16 protein-coding genes and 3 pseudogenes are annotated in these 18,803 nt (G+C 67.5%); 13 read left to right on the forward strand and 6 right to left on the reverse strand.

Features of this window, described 5'->3' with window-relative positions; genetic code table 11:
- Nucleotides 1–126 precede the first annotated feature (126 nt).
- A pseudogene (locus K1T34_RS54350) lies at nucleotides 127–240 on the reverse strand (site-specific DNA-methyltransferase); the annotation flags it as partial.
- A gap of 195 nt (nucleotides 241–435) precedes the next feature.
- Here K1T34_RS54350 and K1T34_RS49320 point away from each other — a divergent pair.
- From K1T34_RS49320 to K1T34_RS49335, 4 genes and pseudogenes are all read left to right on the forward strand, one after another.
- Nucleotides 436–1,053: a hypothetical protein gene (locus K1T34_RS49320; protein ID WP_220241654.1), complete on the forward strand. Its 618-nt coding sequence runs from the start codon at nucleotides 436–438 to the stop codon at nucleotides 1,051–1,053.
- 150 nt (nucleotides 1,054–1,203) lie between these two features.
- A pseudogene (locus K1T34_RS49325) lies at nucleotides 1,204–1,296 on the forward strand (peptidase S1); the annotation flags it as partial.
- Nucleotides 1,297–2,341: 1,045 nt separating this feature from the next.
- Entirely contained in the window at nucleotides 2,342–4,306 is a 1,965-nt protein-coding gene (locus tag K1T34_RS49330) for an ABC transporter ATP-binding protein (RefSeq protein ID WP_220241655.1), read from the forward strand.
- Between the two features lie 60 nt (nucleotides 4,307–4,366).
- Nucleotides 4,367–5,380: an iron-containing alcohol dehydrogenase gene (locus tag K1T34_RS49335; protein ID WP_220241656.1), complete on the forward strand. Its 1,014-nt coding sequence runs from the start codon at nucleotides 4,367–4,369 to the stop codon at nucleotides 5,378–5,380.
- 158 nt (nucleotides 5,381–5,538) lie between these two features.
- On the opposite strand, the gene K1T34_RS49340 is transcribed toward K1T34_RS49335, so the two are convergent.
- The 3 genes and pseudogenes from K1T34_RS49340 to K1T34_RS49350 form a co-directional block, all read right to left on the reverse strand.
- Nucleotides 5,539–6,558: an MsnO8 family LLM class oxidoreductase gene (locus tag K1T34_RS49340; RefSeq protein WP_255638143.1), complete on the reverse strand. Its 1,020-nt coding sequence runs from the start codon at nucleotides 6,556–6,558 to the stop codon at nucleotides 5,539–5,541.
- A 44-nt stretch (nucleotides 6,559–6,602) separates the two neighbouring features.
- Nucleotides 6,603–8,178: pseudogene (locus K1T34_RS49345) on the reverse strand (GMC family oxidoreductase).
- 57 nt (nucleotides 8,179–8,235) lie between these two features.
- Nucleotides 8,236–9,075 (reverse strand): alpha/beta fold hydrolase, encoded by an 840-nt coding sequence (locus tag K1T34_RS49350; protein ID WP_220241658.1) that lies wholly within the window; start codon nucleotides 9,073–9,075, stop codon nucleotides 8,236–8,238.
- A 124-nt stretch (nucleotides 9,076–9,199) separates the two neighbouring features.
- Between K1T34_RS49350 and K1T34_RS49355 the strand changes: the two genes are divergently transcribed.
- Together K1T34_RS49355 and K1T34_RS49360 are read left to right on the forward strand one after the other, a co-directional pair.
- Nucleotides 9,200–9,793, forward strand: coding sequence for a TetR/AcrR family transcriptional regulator (locus tag K1T34_RS49355; RefSeq protein WP_220241659.1), 594 nt, complete (start codon nucleotides 9,200–9,202; stop codon nucleotides 9,791–9,793).
- Nucleotides 9,794–10,015: 222 nt separating this feature from the next.
- Entirely contained in the window at nucleotides 10,016–11,494 is a 1,479-nt protein-coding gene (locus K1T34_RS49360; RefSeq protein ID WP_220241660.1) for a CdaR family transcriptional regulator, read from the forward strand.
- Here K1T34_RS49360 and K1T34_RS49365 read toward each other — a convergent pair.
- Both K1T34_RS49365 and K1T34_RS49370 read right to left on the reverse strand, forming a co-directional pair.
- Nucleotides 11,452–12,879 carry an amino acid permease gene (locus K1T34_RS49365; RefSeq protein ID WP_220241661.1) on the reverse strand — a complete coding sequence of 476 codons (1,428 nt, stop codon included), beginning with the start codon at nucleotides 12,877–12,879 and terminating at the stop codon, nucleotides 11,452–11,454. The two genes, K1T34_RS49360 and K1T34_RS49365, sit on opposite strands and share 43 nt — an antisense overlap.
- 81 nt (nucleotides 12,880–12,960) lie before the next feature.
- Complete coding sequence (locus K1T34_RS49370) at nucleotides 12,961–14,109, reverse strand: mandelate racemase/muconate lactonizing enzyme family protein (protein WP_220241662.1); 1,149 nt, start codon at nucleotides 14,107–14,109, stop codon at nucleotides 12,961–12,963.
- A 209-nt stretch (nucleotides 14,110–14,318) separates the two neighbouring features.
- On the opposite strand from K1T34_RS49370, the gene K1T34_RS49375 reads away from it, so the two are divergent.
- The 7 genes from K1T34_RS49375 to K1T34_RS49405 all read left to right on the forward strand — a co-directional run bounded on the left by K1T34_RS49375 (nucleotide 14,319) and on the right by K1T34_RS49405 (nucleotide 18,740).
- A complete protein-coding gene (locus K1T34_RS49375; protein ID WP_220241663.1) occupies nucleotides 14,319–14,654 on the forward strand; it encodes an ArsR family transcriptional regulator in 336 nt (111 codons plus the stop codon).
- The gene (locus K1T34_RS49380; RefSeq protein WP_220241664.1) at nucleotides 14,654–14,890 is read left to right on the forward strand and encodes a hypothetical protein; all 237 of its coding nucleotides are present in this window, start codon (nucleotides 14,654–14,656) and stop codon (nucleotides 14,888–14,890) included. Before K1T34_RS49375 ends, K1T34_RS49380 begins: the two co-directional genes overlap by 1 nt.
- Nucleotides 14,891–15,101: 211 nt before the next feature.
- The gene (locus K1T34_RS49385; protein WP_255638144.1) at nucleotides 15,102–17,222 is read left to right on the forward strand and encodes an MMPL family transporter; all 2,121 of its coding nucleotides are present in this window, start codon (nucleotides 15,102–15,104) and stop codon (nucleotides 17,220–17,222) included.
- Nucleotides 17,223–17,415: 193 nt separating this feature from the next.
- Complete coding sequence (locus K1T34_RS54355) at nucleotides 17,416–17,673, forward strand: hypothetical protein (protein ID WP_255638145.1); 258 nt, start codon at nucleotides 17,416–17,418, stop codon at nucleotides 17,671–17,673.
- Nucleotides 17,670–17,894 (forward strand): helix-turn-helix domain-containing protein, encoded by a 225-nt coding sequence (locus tag K1T34_RS49395; RefSeq protein WP_220240030.1) that lies wholly within the window; start codon nucleotides 17,670–17,672, stop codon nucleotides 17,892–17,894. The genes K1T34_RS54355 and K1T34_RS49395 overlap by 4 nt, the downstream gene beginning before the upstream one ends.
- 41 nt (nucleotides 17,895–17,935) lie before the next feature.
- The gene (locus tag K1T34_RS49400) at nucleotides 17,936–18,445 is read left to right on the forward strand and encodes a Clp protease N-terminal domain-containing protein (RefSeq protein WP_220241666.1); all 510 of its coding nucleotides are present in this window, start codon (nucleotides 17,936–17,938) and stop codon (nucleotides 18,443–18,445) included.
- 4 nt (nucleotides 18,446–18,449) lie between these two features.
- Nucleotides 18,450–18,740, forward strand: a complete 291-nt coding sequence (locus tag K1T34_RS49405) for a hypothetical protein (protein WP_220241667.1) — start codon at nucleotides 18,450–18,452, stop codon at nucleotides 18,738–18,740.
- Nucleotides 18,741–18,803 lie beyond the last annotated feature (63 nt).

An 18,803-nucleotide genomic window follows, 5' to 3' on the forward strand; every position in this document is an offset into this window, starting at 1 on the left:
CGATCAGTCACCCGCCGCTGCTCCTGAGGACAGAACCCCGCTTGCCGACTTCACTACGAACCCGCCGGTACGTCTTGGCGGCCTGCCCCTCGACCCTGACCGGGTCCCGTCGACGACGGCGTCGAAAGCGTGCGCCGCGACAGCAGGAAGCTTCTTCGCCGGGTGCGCGGTCGACTCCGGCACGTACCGGCCCTTGCGCTGCGCGGCCGGTGACGTCTGGGCGGTCGCCCACACCGACACCGGTCCCGCCGCTCGTCCGCCGACGAGGGTGAGCTGTCCGTCGCAGAAAAGTTCGAGGCATGAACTTCGTGTTCCGGGGAAGCCTTCAGGTGACAAGAAGGAGGTTTCCATGGTGGAGAACGACGAGGACGTCCTCGAGCTGCTGCAGCGGGAGCACTGGGAATCCACGAGCGGTTCACTGGGAGGTGAGCGGCAGTGAGGCACGGAGAACCGCACGACGGCGACGTCGAGGCCAATCCGCAGGAGTTCGCGGAAGAAACCAGGACGGACCCGGTGCCCCGGGAGGTGCAGGAGCCGAATCAGTCGGCGGCTCCGGTCTCCGGCCGCCGCCGGCTGGCCTGCGTGCTGCGGATCCTGTTCGGGGTGGTGTGGGCGATCGACGCCTCGCTCAAGTGGCGCCCCGATTTCCTGCGCGGCCAGGTGTTCGCCCACCAGTTCGGCATCCACGACCAGATCGCCACTCCCGTCATCCGCCAGTGGATCGACCTGTGGCAGTACATCGCGGCGCTGGCGCCCACCGGGATGGGCGTCGCGACGGCCATTGTCGAAACGCTCATCGCGGTCGGCCTGCTCACCGGCACGCTGTGCAATGTGGTGTATGTCGGGAGCGCCGTGTACTCGTTCGGGATCTGGTCCGCGGCGGAGGCGTTCGGCCTCCCGTGGTCCGCGGCCGGCGCCACCGACATCGGCCCGTCGATCGGGTACATCATCGCCGCCCTGGCCCTGCTGGCCGCTCCGGGCAACGCCATGTGGAGCGTCGACCGCGTACTCCGGCCACGACTCGGCAAATACGGCTGGATGTGCGGCGATTGAGTCCCACCAGGCTTCGCGAATACCAGTGAGTGCACCGCCCGTCGCGCTGGGTGACTTCTTCGTGGGACGCGGGAGAAACCGACCGCCGAATGCTCCGGCAGGCACGCAGTGACGTTCGGACGATCGCCGTACACGGCCAAACCGACGCCGCTCAACCTGGGCAACTCCGGCGGCGCACTGGCCGACAGCCATGGCCGGATCAGCGGCATCAGCACCGCCGACGCCCGCTTCGGCCTCGGACTGACCGCCGAAAGCATCGGGAGCCAGTGACGACCACTCACGCCGCAGAGAGAGCAGCGCTGAACTCGCCGCACAGGAGAGTCAAATCGCTCAATTCGCCCAGCGGTCTCACCAACCCGGATCTTCGGCAAGCTCGGCATCACCTCTCGCCACGAATACCGCGCCGCCGCGGACGAACGCCCGCCCGGTGGAGCCCTGACGACACGGTTCGCTTGATCGATGACTCCGGTAACGAGCGGACCGGTCCCTCGCCAGCGGTGGAACTCCAGCCGCGAGCGGGTGAGGCTCCGGATGTCGCAACGCCGACATCGTGCACGCTGATCAACTGAAGCCCTTGATGTGGTCGTCTTTCTGTCGCAGGAAGCATGATCAACCAGGGCTTCATCCGTGATCATCAAGTTCCTGATCACCCAGTTCAGACGTCAAAACTCAAGCCAGACAGCGATTCGAGCAACGTTGGTTACTGCGCCACCTATTTCCCATGTGTCCGGGATGCGCGAGCCAAGCCGGCCCATGAAGATGTCAAGCTCGGCGGCAGTTTGGCTCCAATCCGACGTGGGCGCAGGAGTTGATCTATGGGTCGCGCAGTGTGTGGCTTTCATCGGTTGGCGTCACGTTTGCGCACTCTGCGCAGATATGGTCCATGGCAGGAAACCGCCTTTCCTTACGCAGTTCTCACGGCCTATGCGACGTGTTCGACGACACTTCTCTCGCCAAGTCTGCAAGTCGATTTCCGGGGTACCGTCGTTGATGTCGGGGCGCGCCGACGGAACAGATTCAAACTGTATTGAGGAGGAGATCACGATGGGTTCTTTCAAGCCGGTTCACCGCGACCGTTACGACTCGCGACGCAACGACCACGACCACTCCCGACGGTACAACCGCAACCGTCGCTACGGTCGCTGATCCTGTTCTGATGGTCAGGACAAGCAAGTCCTGATCCCGAAAGAGGGGGAGGGGCCGGCGCATCGAAAGCGCCGGCCCTCACTCTTTCCCCGACCCGGCCGGCCAACCCGCAGTCCATGGAACGACTCGAAACGAGGTGCGCGTGACCGCCATTATTCCCGCGGCGAGCGACGGCGGCACCTACACGAGCGACGCGGACAGCCCCGCGAAGCCGGCGTCGGTACGTCAGGCATTCCGGAGGTTCTGGCCCTATGTCCGCGCCGAACGCCGTCTGCTGCTGCTGGCCATTCTATTGCTGGTGATCAGTGCCGCCGCGGAGACCGTGTCGATCTGGACCTTCGGTGTGATCATCGACGATGCCTTGACCACGGGCGACCTCCGCGGGTTCTGGCGGCCCGCCGCGATCTGGGTCGGCATGGCCGCAGTCGGGGGCTTCGCCTCGTTCGGAGGCGGCCTTCTGACCTCCTGGGTGTCAGAGCGGTTCCTGCTTCGCCTGCGCGACGCCGTATACGCACACCTGCAACAGCTTTCCGCCGACTTCTTCGCCCGGCATGACACCGGTGACCTGGTAGCACGGGTGACCAGTGACATCGAGATGGTCGAACAGTTGACCGCGTCCGGGACGGTCGAAACCGTCAGTGCGATCGTGACCGCGATTTTCTACGCCGGCGCGGCACTGATCGTATCCTGGCACCTGGCACTCGCATCATTTATTCTCGCCCCGCTATTCGGACTGGCGGCACGGTCGTTTTCGAAGAGAATCAAGACAGTCTCCCGCGACGAGCGCGACTACAACGGCATGATCACCACTGCGGTCCAGGAAAGCCTGACGAACCTGCCCCTGGTGCAGGCCTACAACCAACAGCAGACCGAACAACAGCGGCTGCACGCACACGGCGCGTCCTGGATGCGAACCAAGGTGCGCGAAGCACGGGTGTCCGGAGCGTACGCACCGTTGGTGGACATCACGGAGGTCACGGCGTTGCTGCTGGTGGTCGGCGCAGGGATCTGGGAGATCAGCCAGCATCACCTGACCCCGGGGGGCGTGCTGGCGTTCACCGCATACGTCGGCTATCTCTATCCTCCCCTGCGCCAGCTCGGCTCTCTGACGATCATGGTGAACGCGGCCACGGCGAGCTCCGACCGCATCTCGGAATTGCTGAACACAAGACCGACGGTCGTCGACCACGCAGGTGCCCACGTGCTGGCCCACTCCCATGGCGAGATCAACGTGGACCGGGTCAGCTACCGCTATCCTGAGGCCGACCGGCCCGCGCTGACTGAGCTGTCGTTCACGGTCCGCCGTGGCCAGTTGGTGGTGATCACCGGGGCCAGCGGCGCCGGCAAGTCGACCATCACAAAATTGCTGCTGCGCTTCGCCGACCCGTCTTCAGGCAGTATTCGGCTCGACGGCTTCGACCTGCGTGGTATCACCACCGAATCGCTGCGCGAACAGGTGACCCTCGTGCTGCAGCAGACCCAGGTCTTCCATGGCACCGTGCGTGACAACATCGCCTACGGACGGCCCTCGGCCACGGATTCCCAGATCGTGGCCGCGGCGGTCGCGGCGGACGCCCACGAGTTCATCTCCGCCCTGCCGGAGGGATATCAGACCGTGCTGGACGGCGCCGGCCAGCGGCTCTCCGGTGGGCAGCGGCAACGGCTGGCGATCGCCAGGGCCATCGTCCGCGACACCCCGATCCTGGTCCTGGACGAGCCCACCGCCGGGCTCGACGCGCGTGCCGTCCAGCGCGTGATCGAACCACTGCGCCGGCTCGCCAGTGGCAAGACGACGATCCTGATCAGCCACGATCTGTCCCTGGCTCCGGCTTCAGATCACATCCTGATGTTGGACCACGGCCGGCTGATCGAATCCGGTCGGCACCAAGACCTGCTGGACCTTGGCGGACCGTACGCCAAGCTGTACGCGCAGCACCGGGCTGAAGCGAACACCCCACCCACGTCGCCATGGGCGCTGGTGGGCTCGCAGGCAAAGCCGGAGGCTGGCGAAGGCGAGCGGCGTCCAGGGATGGAACCCGTCCGCTGGCGGGTACAGGGCCAGCTTTTCGACCCAGAGGACGGCCACCGTTCCGCCATTTCGCAGTGACTGGGAAAGAATGCACCGATCTCCAGGCACGGGTTGCTTCCGCGCCGGCGGTGAGTACCAGTGCTCACCGAAACCGGTGCCCCGCTGACGGCCGGGTTGCGCAGCGTCCAGGCCGCAATCGCGCCGGGTGTCGCGCTGGCCGCTCGGCGACAGCCCGCAGTCGAGCGGCCAGCGCCAGGTGCCAGGAAAGCCGGTGTTCCGGTCCCGGTCGCGGATGAGGCCCGCGAGCTGGCGCGCTCGGCCGGCGCGGATTCGCTGCTGAGCGTCGGCAGCTGCTCGACGACCGCCACGGCGAAGGCCGTCGCGCTGAGCACCGGCCCGCCGATCATCGCGATCCCGACGAAGTACGTGGGCTCGGAAGTCACTCCGGTGTGGGGGCTCACCGACGCGGCCCGCAAAACGACGGGGACCGATCCGCGGATGCTGCCGCGGACGGTCATCTACGACCCGGAGCTCACTTGCACGCTGCCCGTGGACCTGTCCGCCGCGAGCGGGCTCAACGTGATGGCGCACTGCGTCGAGGCCTTCGCCGCGCCACGGCGCAACCCGATCTCGTCGCCGGCCGCCGAAGAAGGGATCCGGGCGCTGGCCGCGGTCCTCGCCGATCCCGATGACCTCGAAGCCCGCGGGAACCTGCTCCACGGCGCCCGCACAGCGGGAGCGCGGGTTTCCCAGCGGGGACATCAGGAAGGCAGAGCGGTGACTGCCTCGGAACTCTTGGAAATTTGGGTCTCGCCCATCTCCGCGATAACCGAACCCGGTCTCCCCCATCCAGGTAGCGGGCGTGACGAGCACCGCAGAGGACGGCCAGTGAACGAGCTCCTCAATCCGGAGCAACTGCGGGCCGCCTTCGATCAGCCCCAAGCGACCCGCGGCAGCCCGAGAGTTCCCCGCGCAACCGACGCCAGTGACGCCGGCGCCTACCGGGATCCTCGGACGGATTGCGGTCCGGCAAAGCGACTCCGCGGATTGGCCATCACAACTCGGCTGGTACCGGCAGACCCAGATGCTCGAGCAGTTCCGCGAGTTTGCGCGAACGTGGGCAGGTCCAACGCCGGCACAGCGGCTTCGTAGCGCTGGACGAACTCCGCGAACGCCGCGTTGACGGGCACAGCGAACCGTTGCACCGCGTGCACAGATGACTCAACGGAACGAGAATCGTTGAAAGACATGCCGTTCTCCTTGGTGCGGGACACCGCAAGACGGGGACGGGTCTGTTGCGGATCCCGGGACTACGAGCAGACGAGTTCGAGGGACCTCGCCCGCAATACCGGGTCGTAGATCGGTGTGGACAACATCAGTTCGTCCGCGCCGGTCAGTTCCGCGACCGCTCGCAGCCGGCGGCGCACGGTCTCCGGCGATCCGTGAGCCTGCGCGGCGCGCATCCGGTCAAGCCGTTCACCGAGAGCGGCCGGCAAAACCTCTTCGGACGCCTGGGCCGGACTCAGCAATCTCGCATCAGGCCCTTGGCCTTGCAGTGCCAACGCCATCGTGTGCCGGGCCGGAAGCCCGAGCTCTGCGGCTTCGGCATCGCTGGGTGCACAGCACGTCTCGACACTCGCCAGGACGTACGGGTCGGCGCACCACTGCGACGGCCGGAAGGCCTCCCGATAGCGGGTGACCGCCTCGATCGCGTTGTCCGGGCGAATGTGATAGGCGAAAGCGAGTGGCAAGCCCAGCTCCCCGGCCAGCGCCGCGCTCTCCGCGCTCGATGCCAGCAACCACGGCGCCGGGACGGCGGTCAGGCCGGGTACCACGCGGAGGGCGCTCGTGCCGGCCAGGTACGACAGCAGTTCGGTCAACTGGTCGCGGTAGGACTCGCCGGATCGCCGCAGCGCGCCAACCACCCGGGGATCGGTCGTGCCGGGTCCCCGGCCGATGCCGAGATCGATACGGTCCTGATACAGCGCGGCCAGGGTGGTGAACTGCTCGGCCACCGCAAGTGCGGAGTGATTCGTCAGCAGTACTCCACCGGAGCCGACCCGGACTCGCATCGTCTCGGCCGCCAGTCGAGCTGTCAGTACGGCTGGTGCGACGCTTCCCACCGAACGGTAACCGTGGTGCTCTGCGACCCACACCCGTCGGAAACCAAGCTCCTCCGCGCGCCGTGCGGACGCGACGGTAGCCGCCAGTGCCTCGGCGGTCGTGGCGCCCTCTTCGACGAGCGCCAGTTCGAGCAGTGACAGCGGAGGCAGGGAAGTCCGCTCGTCCATCGGTGTCGTCCGTTCGAGTGCATCAACGCGTTCGCTCATACTGACCTTTCAGCTCGACGCAGTTACTCCACAGCGTGATCTTGTCAGGAGCGATTCTCCCGCAGCAGATCCGCCGCGCGTTCCGCGATGGCATAGACCGTGGCGTTGGTGTTGGCCGAAGGAACCGAGGGCATGACCGACGCATCGGCCACGCGAAGACCTTCGATCCGGTGAACGCGCAGTTGCGTGTCCACGACCGCGGTGTCGTCGTCTCCGATGCGGCAGGTACCGACCGGGTGGAAGTAGGTCAGCAAGCTGAGCCGGATGTAGTTGCGGATTTCCTCGTCGCTGTTCACGTCCGGGCCCAGGGAACACTTCTTCGCCGCGCCAGTCCTTGAAAGCGTTCGCGCGTCCCATTTCCCGCGCCAGACGCAATCCGGCGACCATGACGTCGACGTCGTGGTCGTCCGTGTAGTACCGCGGATCGATCCGGGGCCGGTCCGCCGGGTCGCCGGACCGCAGTCGCAGCGTTCCACGGCTGCGCGGGAGCATCGCCGAGAACACGACCGAGTACAGCCCGTCCGGGCCGGGCAAGGCAGGCCCGTAGAGGGGAATGTCGGAGAACAGGAACTGCAGGTCGGGCCCCTCGAGCCCGGACCTGCTGCGCAGCAGACCGATCACCCCGCTGTGGTTGTGTTCCATCGGGGGCAACGGCTGCGTCGGCCGGTAGGTGACCTGCGACAGAGAATGGTCGTGCAGGTTCAGCCCGACACCCGGAAGCTCGCGCACCGGTTCGATGCCCATCTCGGTCAGGTGGGACTTGGGTCCGATCCCCGAGAGCAGCAGGAGCTGTGCGGACCCGATCGTGCCGGAACTCAGGACGACCTCCCCCGCACTCGACGCGATGACCACGTCGTTCCCGGCGCGGTACTCGACGCCCATCGCGCGGCCATTTCGGACGATCACCCGGTGCACAAGGGTGTCGGTGAGGATGGTCAGGTTCGGCCGGTCCAGTGCGGGCAGCAGGTAGGCGTCCGCGGCGCTCTGCCGCCTCCCGTTGACGATGTTGAGGTCGGCGCGGCCAAACCCTTCTTCCGCGCCACCGCTGACGTCGGTGGCCAGTGGGTGTCCCACTTCGGCCGCGGCTGCCAGGCCGGCCTCCATGATCGGGTGGAGGGGTTCGGCCGGCCCCGGAGTCAGAGGACCGTCGGTTCCGCGCAGAGAGGGGTCCCGGCCCGGCACGTTTTCGCTGCGCCGGAAGTACGGGAGGAGATCCTGGAAACCCCAGCCGCGCGCGCCGGTTCGCGCCCAGTCGTCGTAGCTCGTGTGGTGGCCACGCACGAAGAACATCGCGTTGATCGACGAGGAACCGCCCAGCACCCGTCCGTGCGGAAACGGCAGCGAAATCCCGTTCGCGCCCTGCGGTTCGGTCGTGTCCGCCCAGTCCGCGTCAGTGCCGAAAAGCATGGGCCACGCGGGAGGGACGGCCGAGAGGTCGGGCGCGTGCCGGGAACCTGCTTCCACCAGGAGCACGCGCACGTTCGGTCCTCCGACAGGCGCGCGGCCAGCACGGAGCCGGCCGTTCCCGCACCCACAACGATGTAGTCGTAATCCGTCACGATGATGGTTCCCTTTTCCGGCTTGGTCGGAGCAGGAAAAATGCAAGCCTGCTGCGGACATGGGGAGCACCGGGCCGCGGTCACGCGACCCGGTGCTCGGATCTCGTCGCCGCGGCGGTCAGTCGCGGAGAAAGTCCAGGACCTGCTGGACGAACAGCTGGGGGTACTGGAAGAGCGCGCCGTGACCGGCGTCCGGGTAGATGCCCAGCTGGGCATGGGGCAGCACGTGCGCGAGGTTGACCGAGCTGATGGTCGGAATCATGATGTCGTCGTCACCGTTGATCACCAGAGCGGGCTGCGAGACGTTCGCGAGGCCGGTCGGCGAACTGCTCTGCTCCCATTTGGCCAGTGCGGTGGCCTGGGCCCCGATGGTCTCGTTGGTGACCGCGGCGTCCCGGTCGGTGGTGCGCTCGTCGAGCCGAGCGAGGAACGCGTCGGCCGCGGCCTGGCTGGCGTCGGTCTGCGAGAAGAACAGGACGTGCTTCGGGTGCCTGCCCGTGGCGGTGGCCTTTTCGACCGAAGTCTGCAGCACGCCGAACGCGTTGGCCGGTCCCGCATCGCCCGCCGGCGACGTGCCGGCCAGGATCAGGCGGCGGACCAGAGCCGGCTCCTGCTGAACGAAGGCCTGCGCGACCATGCCACCCAGAGAGAAGCCCAGCAGGTCAACGCTGGTCAGGCCAAGCGCCTGCACGAAGGCAACGGCGTCAGCGGCCATGGCCTCGACGCTGTCGGGCGTGGTGCCGCCCGAAGCGCCCACTCCGCGCAGGTCCACCAGGATGACATGGCGCTCGGCGGCCAGGCCGTCGACCACGGTGGGATCCCAGTCGTCGAGGTTGGCCGTGAAGTGGTGCAGCAGGACGACCGGAACACCCGATCCGGCGCCGATTTCCCGATAGGCGAAGGGCGTTCCGTCGACGTCCACCGTGCGGGTGGGGGCCTCGTTGTGGCTTGTAGACATGGGTGGTCCTCGTACCTCTCGTTGTTCGGGGCAGTGACCCGTCATGGAATAACGGTCGCTATATAACGATCGCTATCGTATGGTGGTGGCAGCGTGAAGGCAAGTGGGAAGACGAGGACTCGACGTGCGTTACCCGAAAGACCACAAGGAGACGGCACGCGCCGCGATCCTGACCGCGGCCGCTCGCCCGCTGAAGGAGAAAGGCTTCCACGGAGTCGGTGTCGACGGCCTCGCGGCAGCGGCCGACGTGACCTCGGGGGCGATCTACTCCAACTTCGGCAGCAAGGAGGCGTTCCTCCAGCAGGTGGTGGAGGAGCAGCTCGGCGTCGAGTTCACCGTGATCGACGCCCCCGACCCGGACGAGCGCCGGCGTCGTCTCGTGGAGTTCCTCCAGTTCTACCTGAGCGACGAGCACTGCGCGGCAATCGCGGACGGGTGTCTCATGCCGGCGCTCAGCGGAGACGTCGCGCGCGCGAGTGAGGCGGTTCGGGAGACGTACGAGCGTCGGATGGCGGCCCTGGTCGAGTTGCTCACTCCGGCCATGCCCGGCTCCCCGGACGAGCAGACAGAACGCGCGTGGGCACTGGTCGCCTCGGTCGTCGGCGCCGTCACGATCGCACGCGCTCTCCCGTCGGGCGAACGAAGCCGCGCCATCCGTGCGGCCACGCTTCGTTGCGTCACCGCCGCAATTGACGGCGGTGGCAGCACTTCTCCCTGATCGACCGGACAACCGAGCGTGCGCAGGAGGATGACCGGGCTCGAGCCGCCGGTTACCCTCAGCGGATACCGCCGCCGCGAGGCGAGCTGACGGCGAAGGCGAGGCTCCGCTGTGGACATCCACCCAACAGACATCCCCTTGGGCTGCGTTGTCGACGGGTTGACCGGCCTGTGTTCGGCGCCGGGCGCGACAGCACGGCAGCTCGAACGTGGGGTTCGCGCGGTGGTGGTATCGGATCCCACGGACTCGGTCCAGAGCGCCGGCGCCGGCAGCGGACACATCGTGGTCCTCACCGGTGTGGACGGGTCCGAGCCGCCCGGACCGGAGGGGATCCGACTGCTCAGTGCGGGCGTCGCGGCGCTCGTGCTCAAGGCGAGCACCGAGCTCGACCGTGCCTGGCAAACGGACGAAGGCCCCGCTGTGCTGGTCGCCGAGCGGAAACTCCCGTGGCTGGATTTCCTTTCCGCGATCTCCAGCACCGTGGGGACGAATGCCGGTCCGGCAGCGGCTGGTGCTTCGTTGTCGGAGCTCGTGGACGACCTGGCGGGTGAGGTCGGCGCGAACATCCTGGTCGAAGACATCGCGGGCCACGTGCTTGCGCATTCGGCAAGCGGTGAGCAGATCGACGACTGGCGGCGCGACGCGATCCTGGCGAAGCGGTCGGTGTGGCCGACGTCGGTTCTGCTCCGGCGGCACGGAGTGCAACCGCGGGCGATGGCCGGAGGCACGCCCATCCGGTTCACCATGCCCGGGGCGCGGGATCGGCTCGTGGCCGAGCTTCCCGGAGATCGAGCGGTGAGCGGTTACATCTGGGCTGCGTTGCCCTGGCCGGAGCTGACAGAGGACGAGGTCCAGGCGCTCGCGGAGTCGATCCGCCGAGCGACCGCCGAGATGGGGCGAGCAGTGTCCCTGCTCGGGACCGGCCGGCGCGCGGAGTCGGCGCGGCGTACCGCGCTGGTGCGTTCGGCGCTCGAGCACCCCGACGCCACGACTCTCAACCGGATCGGGTTGGCACCGGCTTCGCAAGTCGTCGTGTTCGCTGCCCGCTTTCCCACTCCCGCCGACGGCCCGGACGAGCTCGATCGGCTCCGCGCCCGGCTTGAGACCGACCGGGATTCCCGCATCGTCGTCGTGCTCGACGACGTCCTCGCGGTCATCGATCGCGCCGACGACAAGCTCCGCGACCGGACAGGTTCATCCATCACCAACACCGGCGCGACGGCAACCGTGGTCGAAGGCCCGGCCGCAGAACTCGGGGCACTGTTCGAACGCGCGCGTGCCGTGTTGGAGGAGGCGCCGCGACTTCCACGGCTCTACGAGGTGCGCCATGTGTGGGGAGCGCTGTGTCTGCGAACTCTCGCCGCACGCCCCGAGGACGACACCTGGGGTTCAGGCGGTGCCCTGCCACTGTTGCGCCACGACGCGGAGCACGGCACCGCTTACGTCCTGACTCTTCGCCGTTATCTCGAGCACTTCGGCGACGTCAAAGCGACTGCGCGCGGGCTCGGGGTACATCCCAACACCATTCGATACCGCCTCGGCGTGATCCGGAAGATGCTCGACGTCGACCTGGACAATCCGGACAACCGGCTGGTTCTGCACCTCCAGCTCGCGGTGCTGGAACGGCGGGGCGCCGGGCTCGCTCCGGCGCCCCGTCATCAGTCCCGTGTCGCCTCGAGCTCGTCGAGGACAGCCGGCTGAGCGGATCGGACCGAGTTCCGGCGACGCAACTGGTGCACCGCGCCCAGTGCGCACGCGAGGACCGTCACTCCGATGCTCATCACCGTCGACCCGCGGTTGCCGGGATCGAACAGGAAGCCCACCAGCACGGCAAACAACGCGGCGACCACGACGATGCCGAGCACCGGGTGTCCCCACATCCGGACCTGGAGCGCTTCCGTTTGCGACGCGGTCATGCGGAAACGCGCCTTGATCTGCGTCAGGGCGATCGCCAGATAGACGACGAGCGCCATCCCGCCGATCGAGCTCAGCAGGAAAGTGAAAACCGTCTCGGTCGGCAGGAAGTAGTCGGCCGCCACGGTGACAAAACCACCGCAGGACGCGGTGAGGATCGCCAAATGCGGTACGCCGCGCTTCGTGGTCCGCATCAGGCCGCGCGGCGCCTGCTGGTGCGTCGCCAGTCCGAACACCATTCGCGAACTCGCGTAGATGCCCGAGTTGAGGTTCGAGAGCACGGCGGTGATGATGGCGATCTCCATGACCGCGGACGCGCCGGGTATCCGCAGGTGTTCCAGCACCGCGACGAACGGCGCCGATGCGACGGCCGGGGAGTCGGAAGGCAACAGGGTCACGATGATCGCGATCGATCCGATGTAGAAAATCAGGATCCGCAGCACGACCGAGCGCATCGCTTTCCGCAGCGTGTAGGCGGCGTTCTTCGTTTCGCCGGCGGCGACCGTGACGACCTCCGTGCCGAAGTAGGAGAACATCACGACGAGCGCGGCGACGACGACGCTGCCGATCCCGCTGGGGAAGAATCCGCCGTGTCCGGTCAGGTTCTCCAACCCGGGCGAGGATGTCCCCGGCAGGATCCCGAAGACGGCGAGCACGCCGATGGCGAGGAAGGCGACGATGGTCACCACTTTGACCAGAGCGAACCAGAACTCGAGCTCGCCGAACAGGCCGACCGCCACGAGGTTGACGCCGGTCATCGCCACCACGAAAACCAGAGCGAACAACCACGGTGGAACGGCCGGCACCAGATTGCTGAGGATGGACGCCGCCGCGGTCGCCTCGAAGCCGGCGGTCACGATCCAGATGTAGGCGTAGACGTACCCGACCGCGATCCCCGCCCACGCACCGAATTCACGAGTGGCGTAGGCCGAGAAGGACCCCGTGTCCGGCGAGTGGACCGCCATTTCGGTCAGCATGCGCATGATCAGCACGACCAGCAGTCCGACAGCGGCGTACGCGACCAGAACGCCGGGGCCGGCCGTCTTGATGGCGCTCCCGGACCCGACGAAAAGTCCGGCCCCGATCACGCCGCCGAGCGAGATCATGCTGACTTGCCGAGAGTTGAGCCGGCGCTTCAGGCCGGCTCCGGATTCTTTGGTTGTTTCGCCCATCTTGTTCTCCTGGCTCTGTTCTGCGCCGGTGGTGCGCGCGGGATCGAAGCCCCCCTTGAGCTGATCGGGTCCCGGCGGTCGTCAGACCGCGACCGAAATCCCGGTTCCCGGCCGCACGTTCGCGAACTCCGCCCTGATCTCGGCCGGCAGGCCCACCCCGAGCCCCGGTGCTCGCGGAGGCGCGACGGAACCCCCCTCGATCTGCAGAACGCCGTCGAGCAGCCTGGTCATCAGCGGGTTGTCGTAGGTGCAGAACTCCACGAGCTCGATGCTCGGATTGGCGAACGCCGCGTGATAGTTCGCCATGATCGCGATCGCTGATCCCCAGGTGTGCGGTACGACTCGGAGGCCGTGCGACTCGGCCAGCGTCACGACCGCGTTGAGCTCACCGATCCCGCCGACAATCGTCGCGTCGGGTTGCAGAACGTCCACTCCGCGGCTGTTGGCCAGCGCCCGGAAGTCGGCTCGGGAGGTATACGTCTCGACGCCGGCGAGGGGAACGTCGACTTTGCGGCGCAGCTCGGCATAACCGGCGTGGTCATCGGCCGGACGGGGCTCTTCGAACCACTCGGCGTCCAACGCCGACAGACGGCGTCCGATCTGGACCGCTTCCTGGAACGTCCACGGCGTCGCGACTGTGCCCTGCGCACCGTCGAGCGCGAACCGCGTTCCGGGCAGGAGAACGTCCGCGACCCGATCGAGCAGCTCGAGGGTCTCCGGCACAGTCGGTCGCGCCCTGACCTTGACCAGGTCGAACCCGGCCTCCTGCTGAGCACGCACCTGCTCGACGACGGCGGCGACGGTCGGGCCCAGCCCGGTGCTCGCGTAGGCGCGAACCCGCTCGTGGGCCAGGCCTCCGAGCAGTCGCCACAAAGGCACGTGCTGCTCCTGCGCGAGCAGGTCCCACGCCGCCACCTCGAGCGCGGAGATGACGCCCACCGGCAGGCCGCCGCGCGCCCAGAACCTCGTGCTCCGCACAAGCAGGTCCCGCAGCGCGGCCGCGCTGCTCAGTCGTTTGCCGACCACCAGCGGCCGCATCGTTTCGACGATGCTGCTCACGGCCGTCACGGCGGCCGTCGCCTGCGTCACCTCACCGAGGCCGACCAAGCCGTCTTCGGTCTCGACCTCGACGATGGCGTGGTCGAACCCGTGGAACACACCTCCCAGCCACGGAATCGGCTCCGGCAGAGGCGCGCTCAGGGCAACCAGACGTACGTCTGTGATCTTCACTCTCTGGACCTTTCGACACCGGCGAACCACTCACGGTTGAACGGACGGAGTATGCGGAGTGTCGAACGACCAGGTCATTCGCTTGTGTTACAGGAAATGGGGCGAGCTTCTTGTGCGGATTTCCAAACGACCGCCGGGGAGATCAAGACCGGTACTAGCAATCTTCGCTAGCTCCTGCTAACTTCTCTTTGCATGTGCAGGGTTTCACTATGAGCAGCTCTGTGCCGACCGGGGACGAGCTCGTGCAGATCCTCGCGACGCTGGCCAACCCTCACCGGTTGCGGGTGATCGCGGCACTGAGCCGTGAGCGCAACTACGTCAGCAGGCTGGCGCGCGAGCTGGGCATCAGTCGCGCGCTGCTGCAGGTTCACCTGCGGAAGCTGGAAGCGGCCAACCTGGTGTCGGCGCGGATGGAGCTCTCGGAAGACGGGAAAGCAATGAAGTTCTACGAGGTGCGGCCATTCGTGCTGGACCTGACACCTGAAGCCGTGGTGGTCGCGGTCCGCACGCTGACCACGCCCGGCGAATCGGAAGGAACCCGGTGATGGATCGCAACTTGCAGGAACTGGCCGGCGTGATCGGGATGTTCGCGCTGGTCATCGTGATCACGGCCACGCAGATCGGAGCGGTCCGGCGGGAGAAGGCGCGGCGCGTTCGCGATGACGACTACCGCAAGCTCGCCGAGGAAGGCCTCGCCTCGCTGCGGAACATCGAACGACAGCTCACCGAGATGAGGACCCAGATGAACTCCGTCGAACGGATCCTGCAGCAGGTCGAGTAGTCACAAGAAGTCCTGGGCCGCCGAGCTGCCACTCGACGGCCCAGGTGAGCGAAGACGCACCGAACTCGCCCGCGGGCGAGCACTCAACGGAACCGTCCTCACGAAAGGACAGTATTTCATGCTGCCTACCGACAGCAGCCGCACCGGCGCGCCGTCACCATCTCAACAGCAACGCAGAGAAACACTCGCCGAACGGATCTCCGCGTGGTCCGTGCAGCACCGCGCGCCGGCGATCATCGGTTGGCTCGCACTGGTCGCACTTGCCCTGCTCATCAGCGCCGTTGCCCCGGGTGAGGGCGCACGCGCCGTGGACCCGGGCGAGTCGGGTCGCGCCGAAGTCGCCCTCGATGCGCAAGGAAAGCACGAGCCCGTGCGGGAGAACGTGCTGGTGCAGCCAGAAAGCGACGGACGAGCGCCGTTCTCGGCCAACCCGGCAGTCCGCGCCGCGACCGGTGATCTGGTCGCGACACTTCGAGCCGTACCGGGAGCGGTGGCCGAAGTCCTTTCGCCGCTGGATGATTCGAGCCGGATTTCCGGCGACGGCCGGTCCGGCCTCGTCACCTTCGTGCTCGCAGGCCCCGACGACCAGGTCTCGGCTCATTACCGGGCTGCCACCGAGGCCGTCGGGCAGGTGGCCGCACGCCATCCGCAGGCGCGGCTCGCCCAGGCAGGTGACGTGAGCCTGAACGACGTGGTCAACGACTCCCTCGGCCACGACGTCGAGCGCGCCGGGCTCATCTCGTTGGTGCTCACCCTGGCGATTCTGCTGATCGTGTTCGGCGCGCTGGTCGCCGCCGTCCTGCCCGTGCTGCTGGCCATGACCGCCGTGGCGGGTGCGTTCGGGCTGCTCGGGGTGATCGACAAGGCGGTGCCCGTCAACAGCGCGGTGAACGCGATCGTGCTGCTCATCGGGATGGCGGTGGGAGTCGATTACACCCTCTTCTCGCTCCGTCGGGTCCGCGAGGAACGCGCTGCCGGACACACTGACGACGAGGCACTGAGGATCACCGCCCGAACGTCCGGACGCGTCATCGTTGTTTCCGGGGTGACGGTGATCCTCTGTTTGTCCGCCATGCTGTTCACCGGCCTGGACAACCTGCGGGGTGCCGGTCTGGGTACCGCCGTCGTGGTGGCCGCCGCGATGGCCGGCGCGGTGACGTTCCTGCCGGCGCTCATTTCGCTGCTGGGTCCGAGAATCGACCGCGGACGCCTGCCGTGGATCGGCCGCCGGCGAACGGCCGCAGCCGAATCCCGGGCCTGGTCGGTGGTGGTCCGCACCGTGGTCCGGCGCCCACTGGCCTGGGGCGGCGCAGCCGCACTGGTGCTCATCATTGCCGCGCTGCCCGCGTCTGACATGCGGTTGGAAGACGCCGGTGCCCTGCACAGCGTGCCCCGCAGTGTTCCCGCGATGGACGCGGCGATCCGGGTCAACGAAGCGTTTCCCGGCGTGATCGCGCCCGCGAAGATCGTTGTCTGGGACGACGACGGCGGCGTCGTCGACAAAGCCGGAGTTGCGCAAGCGCTGGCAGGCCTTGGCCGGCGCGTAACCACGAGCGGCGGCTTGCTTTCCCAGCCAATCACCACCGTCACGGTGGGCCGCGCCCTGGTGGTCCGGGTGCCACTGGCCGGTTCCGTGACCGACCCAGAATCCTATCGAGCGCTGGAGGACCTGAGGACCGACATTCTGCCGGCCACCTTCGGGAAGGTGAGTGGCATCCAGTATGCCGTCACCGGCAAAACGGCGATCGCCTACGACTTCACGGCCGTGCTGTCCGGGCGGATTCCGATCGTCTTCGCCGCCGTGCTCCTGATGGCATTCGTCCTGCTGGCCGTGTCCTTCCGCTCGATCGCGATCCCGATCATCTCGATCGTGCTCAACCTGCTGTCCATCGGCGCCGCCTACGGCGCACTGACCTGGATCTTCCAGGACGGTCACCTCTCGTCCGTCTTCGGTTTCACCAGTTACGGCGGTGTGGTCTCGTGGCTGCCGATGTTCCTCTTCGTCATGCTGTTCGGGCTGAGCATGGACTACCACGTCTTCATCCTGAGCCGGGTCCGCGAACGGCGCGAGAGCGGAATGGACCTGCGCGAAGCGATCGTGAGCGGGATCGGGCGCAGCGCCGGCGTCGTGACGAGCGCGGCCGTGATCATGACCGCGGTCTTCGGCGTCTTCGTCATGCTCAACGCGATCGAGTACAAAATGCTGGGCTTGAGCATGGCCGTCGCAGTGCTTGTCGACGCTACCCTCGTCCGCGGAGTGCTACTCCCCGCCGCGTTGGCACTCCTGCCTCCACGGTCTTGGAAGCCGTCACGGTGGACGCGGCCCGGATGACCTGCGAACTGGCCGAAGCAAGGCTTTGTGAACTGCCATCCTGTGGCGTCTGCCGGATCAGCGCTGAACTGCGCTCGGCTGCAGTCAACCGCAAGAGCCATCCAGGGTTTTCTCGATAACGGCAGGCCAGGGCGTATGTGTGGACCATTCTGGCAGTGAGGGGGCGCGTCTTCGCAGGAGGACCGACGCGGATGTGGTCCTCATCGACGGTGTCCGCTCCGCCGGCGCCATCACGGAAATCCGGACCGTGATCGGCGACAAACCGTTGCTGTTCAACCAGATCGCGGGCGGCAAGTCGGCACGTTTGTCCCTGCCCGACTCGGCGCCTGACCCCGGGGCCGGCCGGATCCGTTCTTCCGGCCGGCCCCGCCCGGCGATCGAGCAAAGAACCCATCGCAATCGTCAGCTTATGTTGACACCTCGGCATCGTCAGCTTATGTTGACGAGATGAAGACACGAGCGGAGATCGCCGAGAGCGCGGCCAGTTCCGACCCCGACGTCGGATTGCGGGCGGTGGCGGCGCTGCGGGCGCTGGCGGAGGAACTGGAGACACTGCAGGTGGACCGGGCGCGCCTGTCGGGGTGGTCGTGGCAGGACATCGCGGCCCGGCTCGGCGTGAGCAAGCAGACGGTGCACCGCAAGCACGGCCGCAGAATCCGGGGGCCGAAATGAGGAACCGGCAGTTCGCTGAGGACGCCCGCGCTCTCGTACGGATGGCACAGGAACGCGCCCGCACGCTCGGACACCCCGGGATCGGCTCCGAGCACCTGCTCTTCGCGGTCGCGGACGCACCCACCCGAGTAGGCGAGGTGGCCCGGGAGTACGGCTTGACTCCCGACGGCGTCGCCACCCAAACCGACCGGCTCCTGGCCAGGCCACGCCGGGCGTTCGACAACGTGGACGCCGAGGCGCTCGCCGCGATCGGCATCGACCTGGACGCGGTGCGGGAAGCGCTCGAGACCAATTTCGGCCCCATCCCGCCACCCTGGCCGCTGACCCGGCGTCCGCGGCTACCAGGACACCTGCCGATCACCGGTCGGGCCCGGTCCTGTCTGCGGGCCGCGGTCACCGAGGCCGGGCGCCGTGGCGTGTCCCCCGCCGGGGCCAGTCACCTCGGCGCTGTCGTGGTCGGCACGTCCGGCGGGATGGTGCCGCCGATCCTGACCGCCCTCGGTATCTCCGCGCCGGCACTCCGGACGGCGCTTCTCGAACGCACCTGGTGACGTCATGACCCTCCGGAACCGCCAGGCCCTGTGGTGGCTGCTCGCGACAGGCGTGGCCGCCTGGGCCGGCAGCTGGCGCATCATCCACTTGGAAGTGACCCGCTGGCACCATCTGGACTCACGCCTGCGCTTCACTCCGCCGCCCGCGCCTCCCGGCGGTCCGGCTCCCCACGCCGGACTACCGGTGATCATGGCCCTCGCGGTCGCCGGAGCCGCCCCGCTGGTGTCCATCGTGGTCATCACACTCCTGCTCGCACGTCCGTCCGCAAAGGACAAAAAGCACGCAGCCGGCTGACGTCGTCTCGGGTCAGTCGTGGCCGAAGCCGGAGCAGCCATGGTTCGAGAGTGCCCCGTCCCG

Source organism: Amycolatopsis sp. DSM 110486 (genome assembly GCF_019468465.1).
GTDB lineage: Bacteria > Actinomycetota > Actinomycetes > Mycobacteriales > Pseudonocardiaceae > Amycolatopsis.

Excerpts from the sequence above, each read along its gene's own strand:
- K1T34_RS49340 (WP_255638143.1), bottom strand. The coding sequence starts at position 6,558 with ATGAGCGAACGCGTTGATGCACTCGAACGGACGACACCGATGGACGAG.
- K1T34_RS49380 (WP_220241664.1), top strand. The coding sequence starts at position 14,654 with ATGGATCGCAACTTGCAGGAACTGGCCGGCGTGATCGGGATGTTCGCG.
- K1T34_RS49400 (WP_220241666.1), top strand. The coding sequence starts at position 17,936 with ATGGCACAGGAACGCGCCCGCACGCTCGGACACCCCGGGATCGGCTCC.
- K1T34_RS49375 (WP_220241663.1), top strand. The coding sequence starts at position 14,319 with ATGAGCAGCTCTGTGCCGACCGGGGACGAGCTCGTGCAGATCCTCGCG.
- K1T34_RS49405 (WP_220241667.1), top strand. The coding sequence starts at position 18,450 with ATGACCCTCCGGAACCGCCAGGCCCTGTGGTGGCTGCTCGCGACAGGC.
- K1T34_RS49350 (WP_220241658.1), bottom strand. The coding sequence starts at position 9,075 with ATGTCTACAAGCCACAACGAGGCCCCCACCCGCACGGTGGACGTCGAC.
- K1T34_RS49395 (WP_220240030.1), top strand. The coding sequence starts at position 17,670 with ATGAAGACACGAGCGGAGATCGCCGAGAGCGCGGCCAGTTCCGACCCC.
- K1T34_RS49365 (WP_220241661.1), bottom strand. The coding sequence starts at position 12,879 with ATGGGCGAAACAACCAAAGAATCCGGAGCCGGCCTGAAGCGCCGGCTC.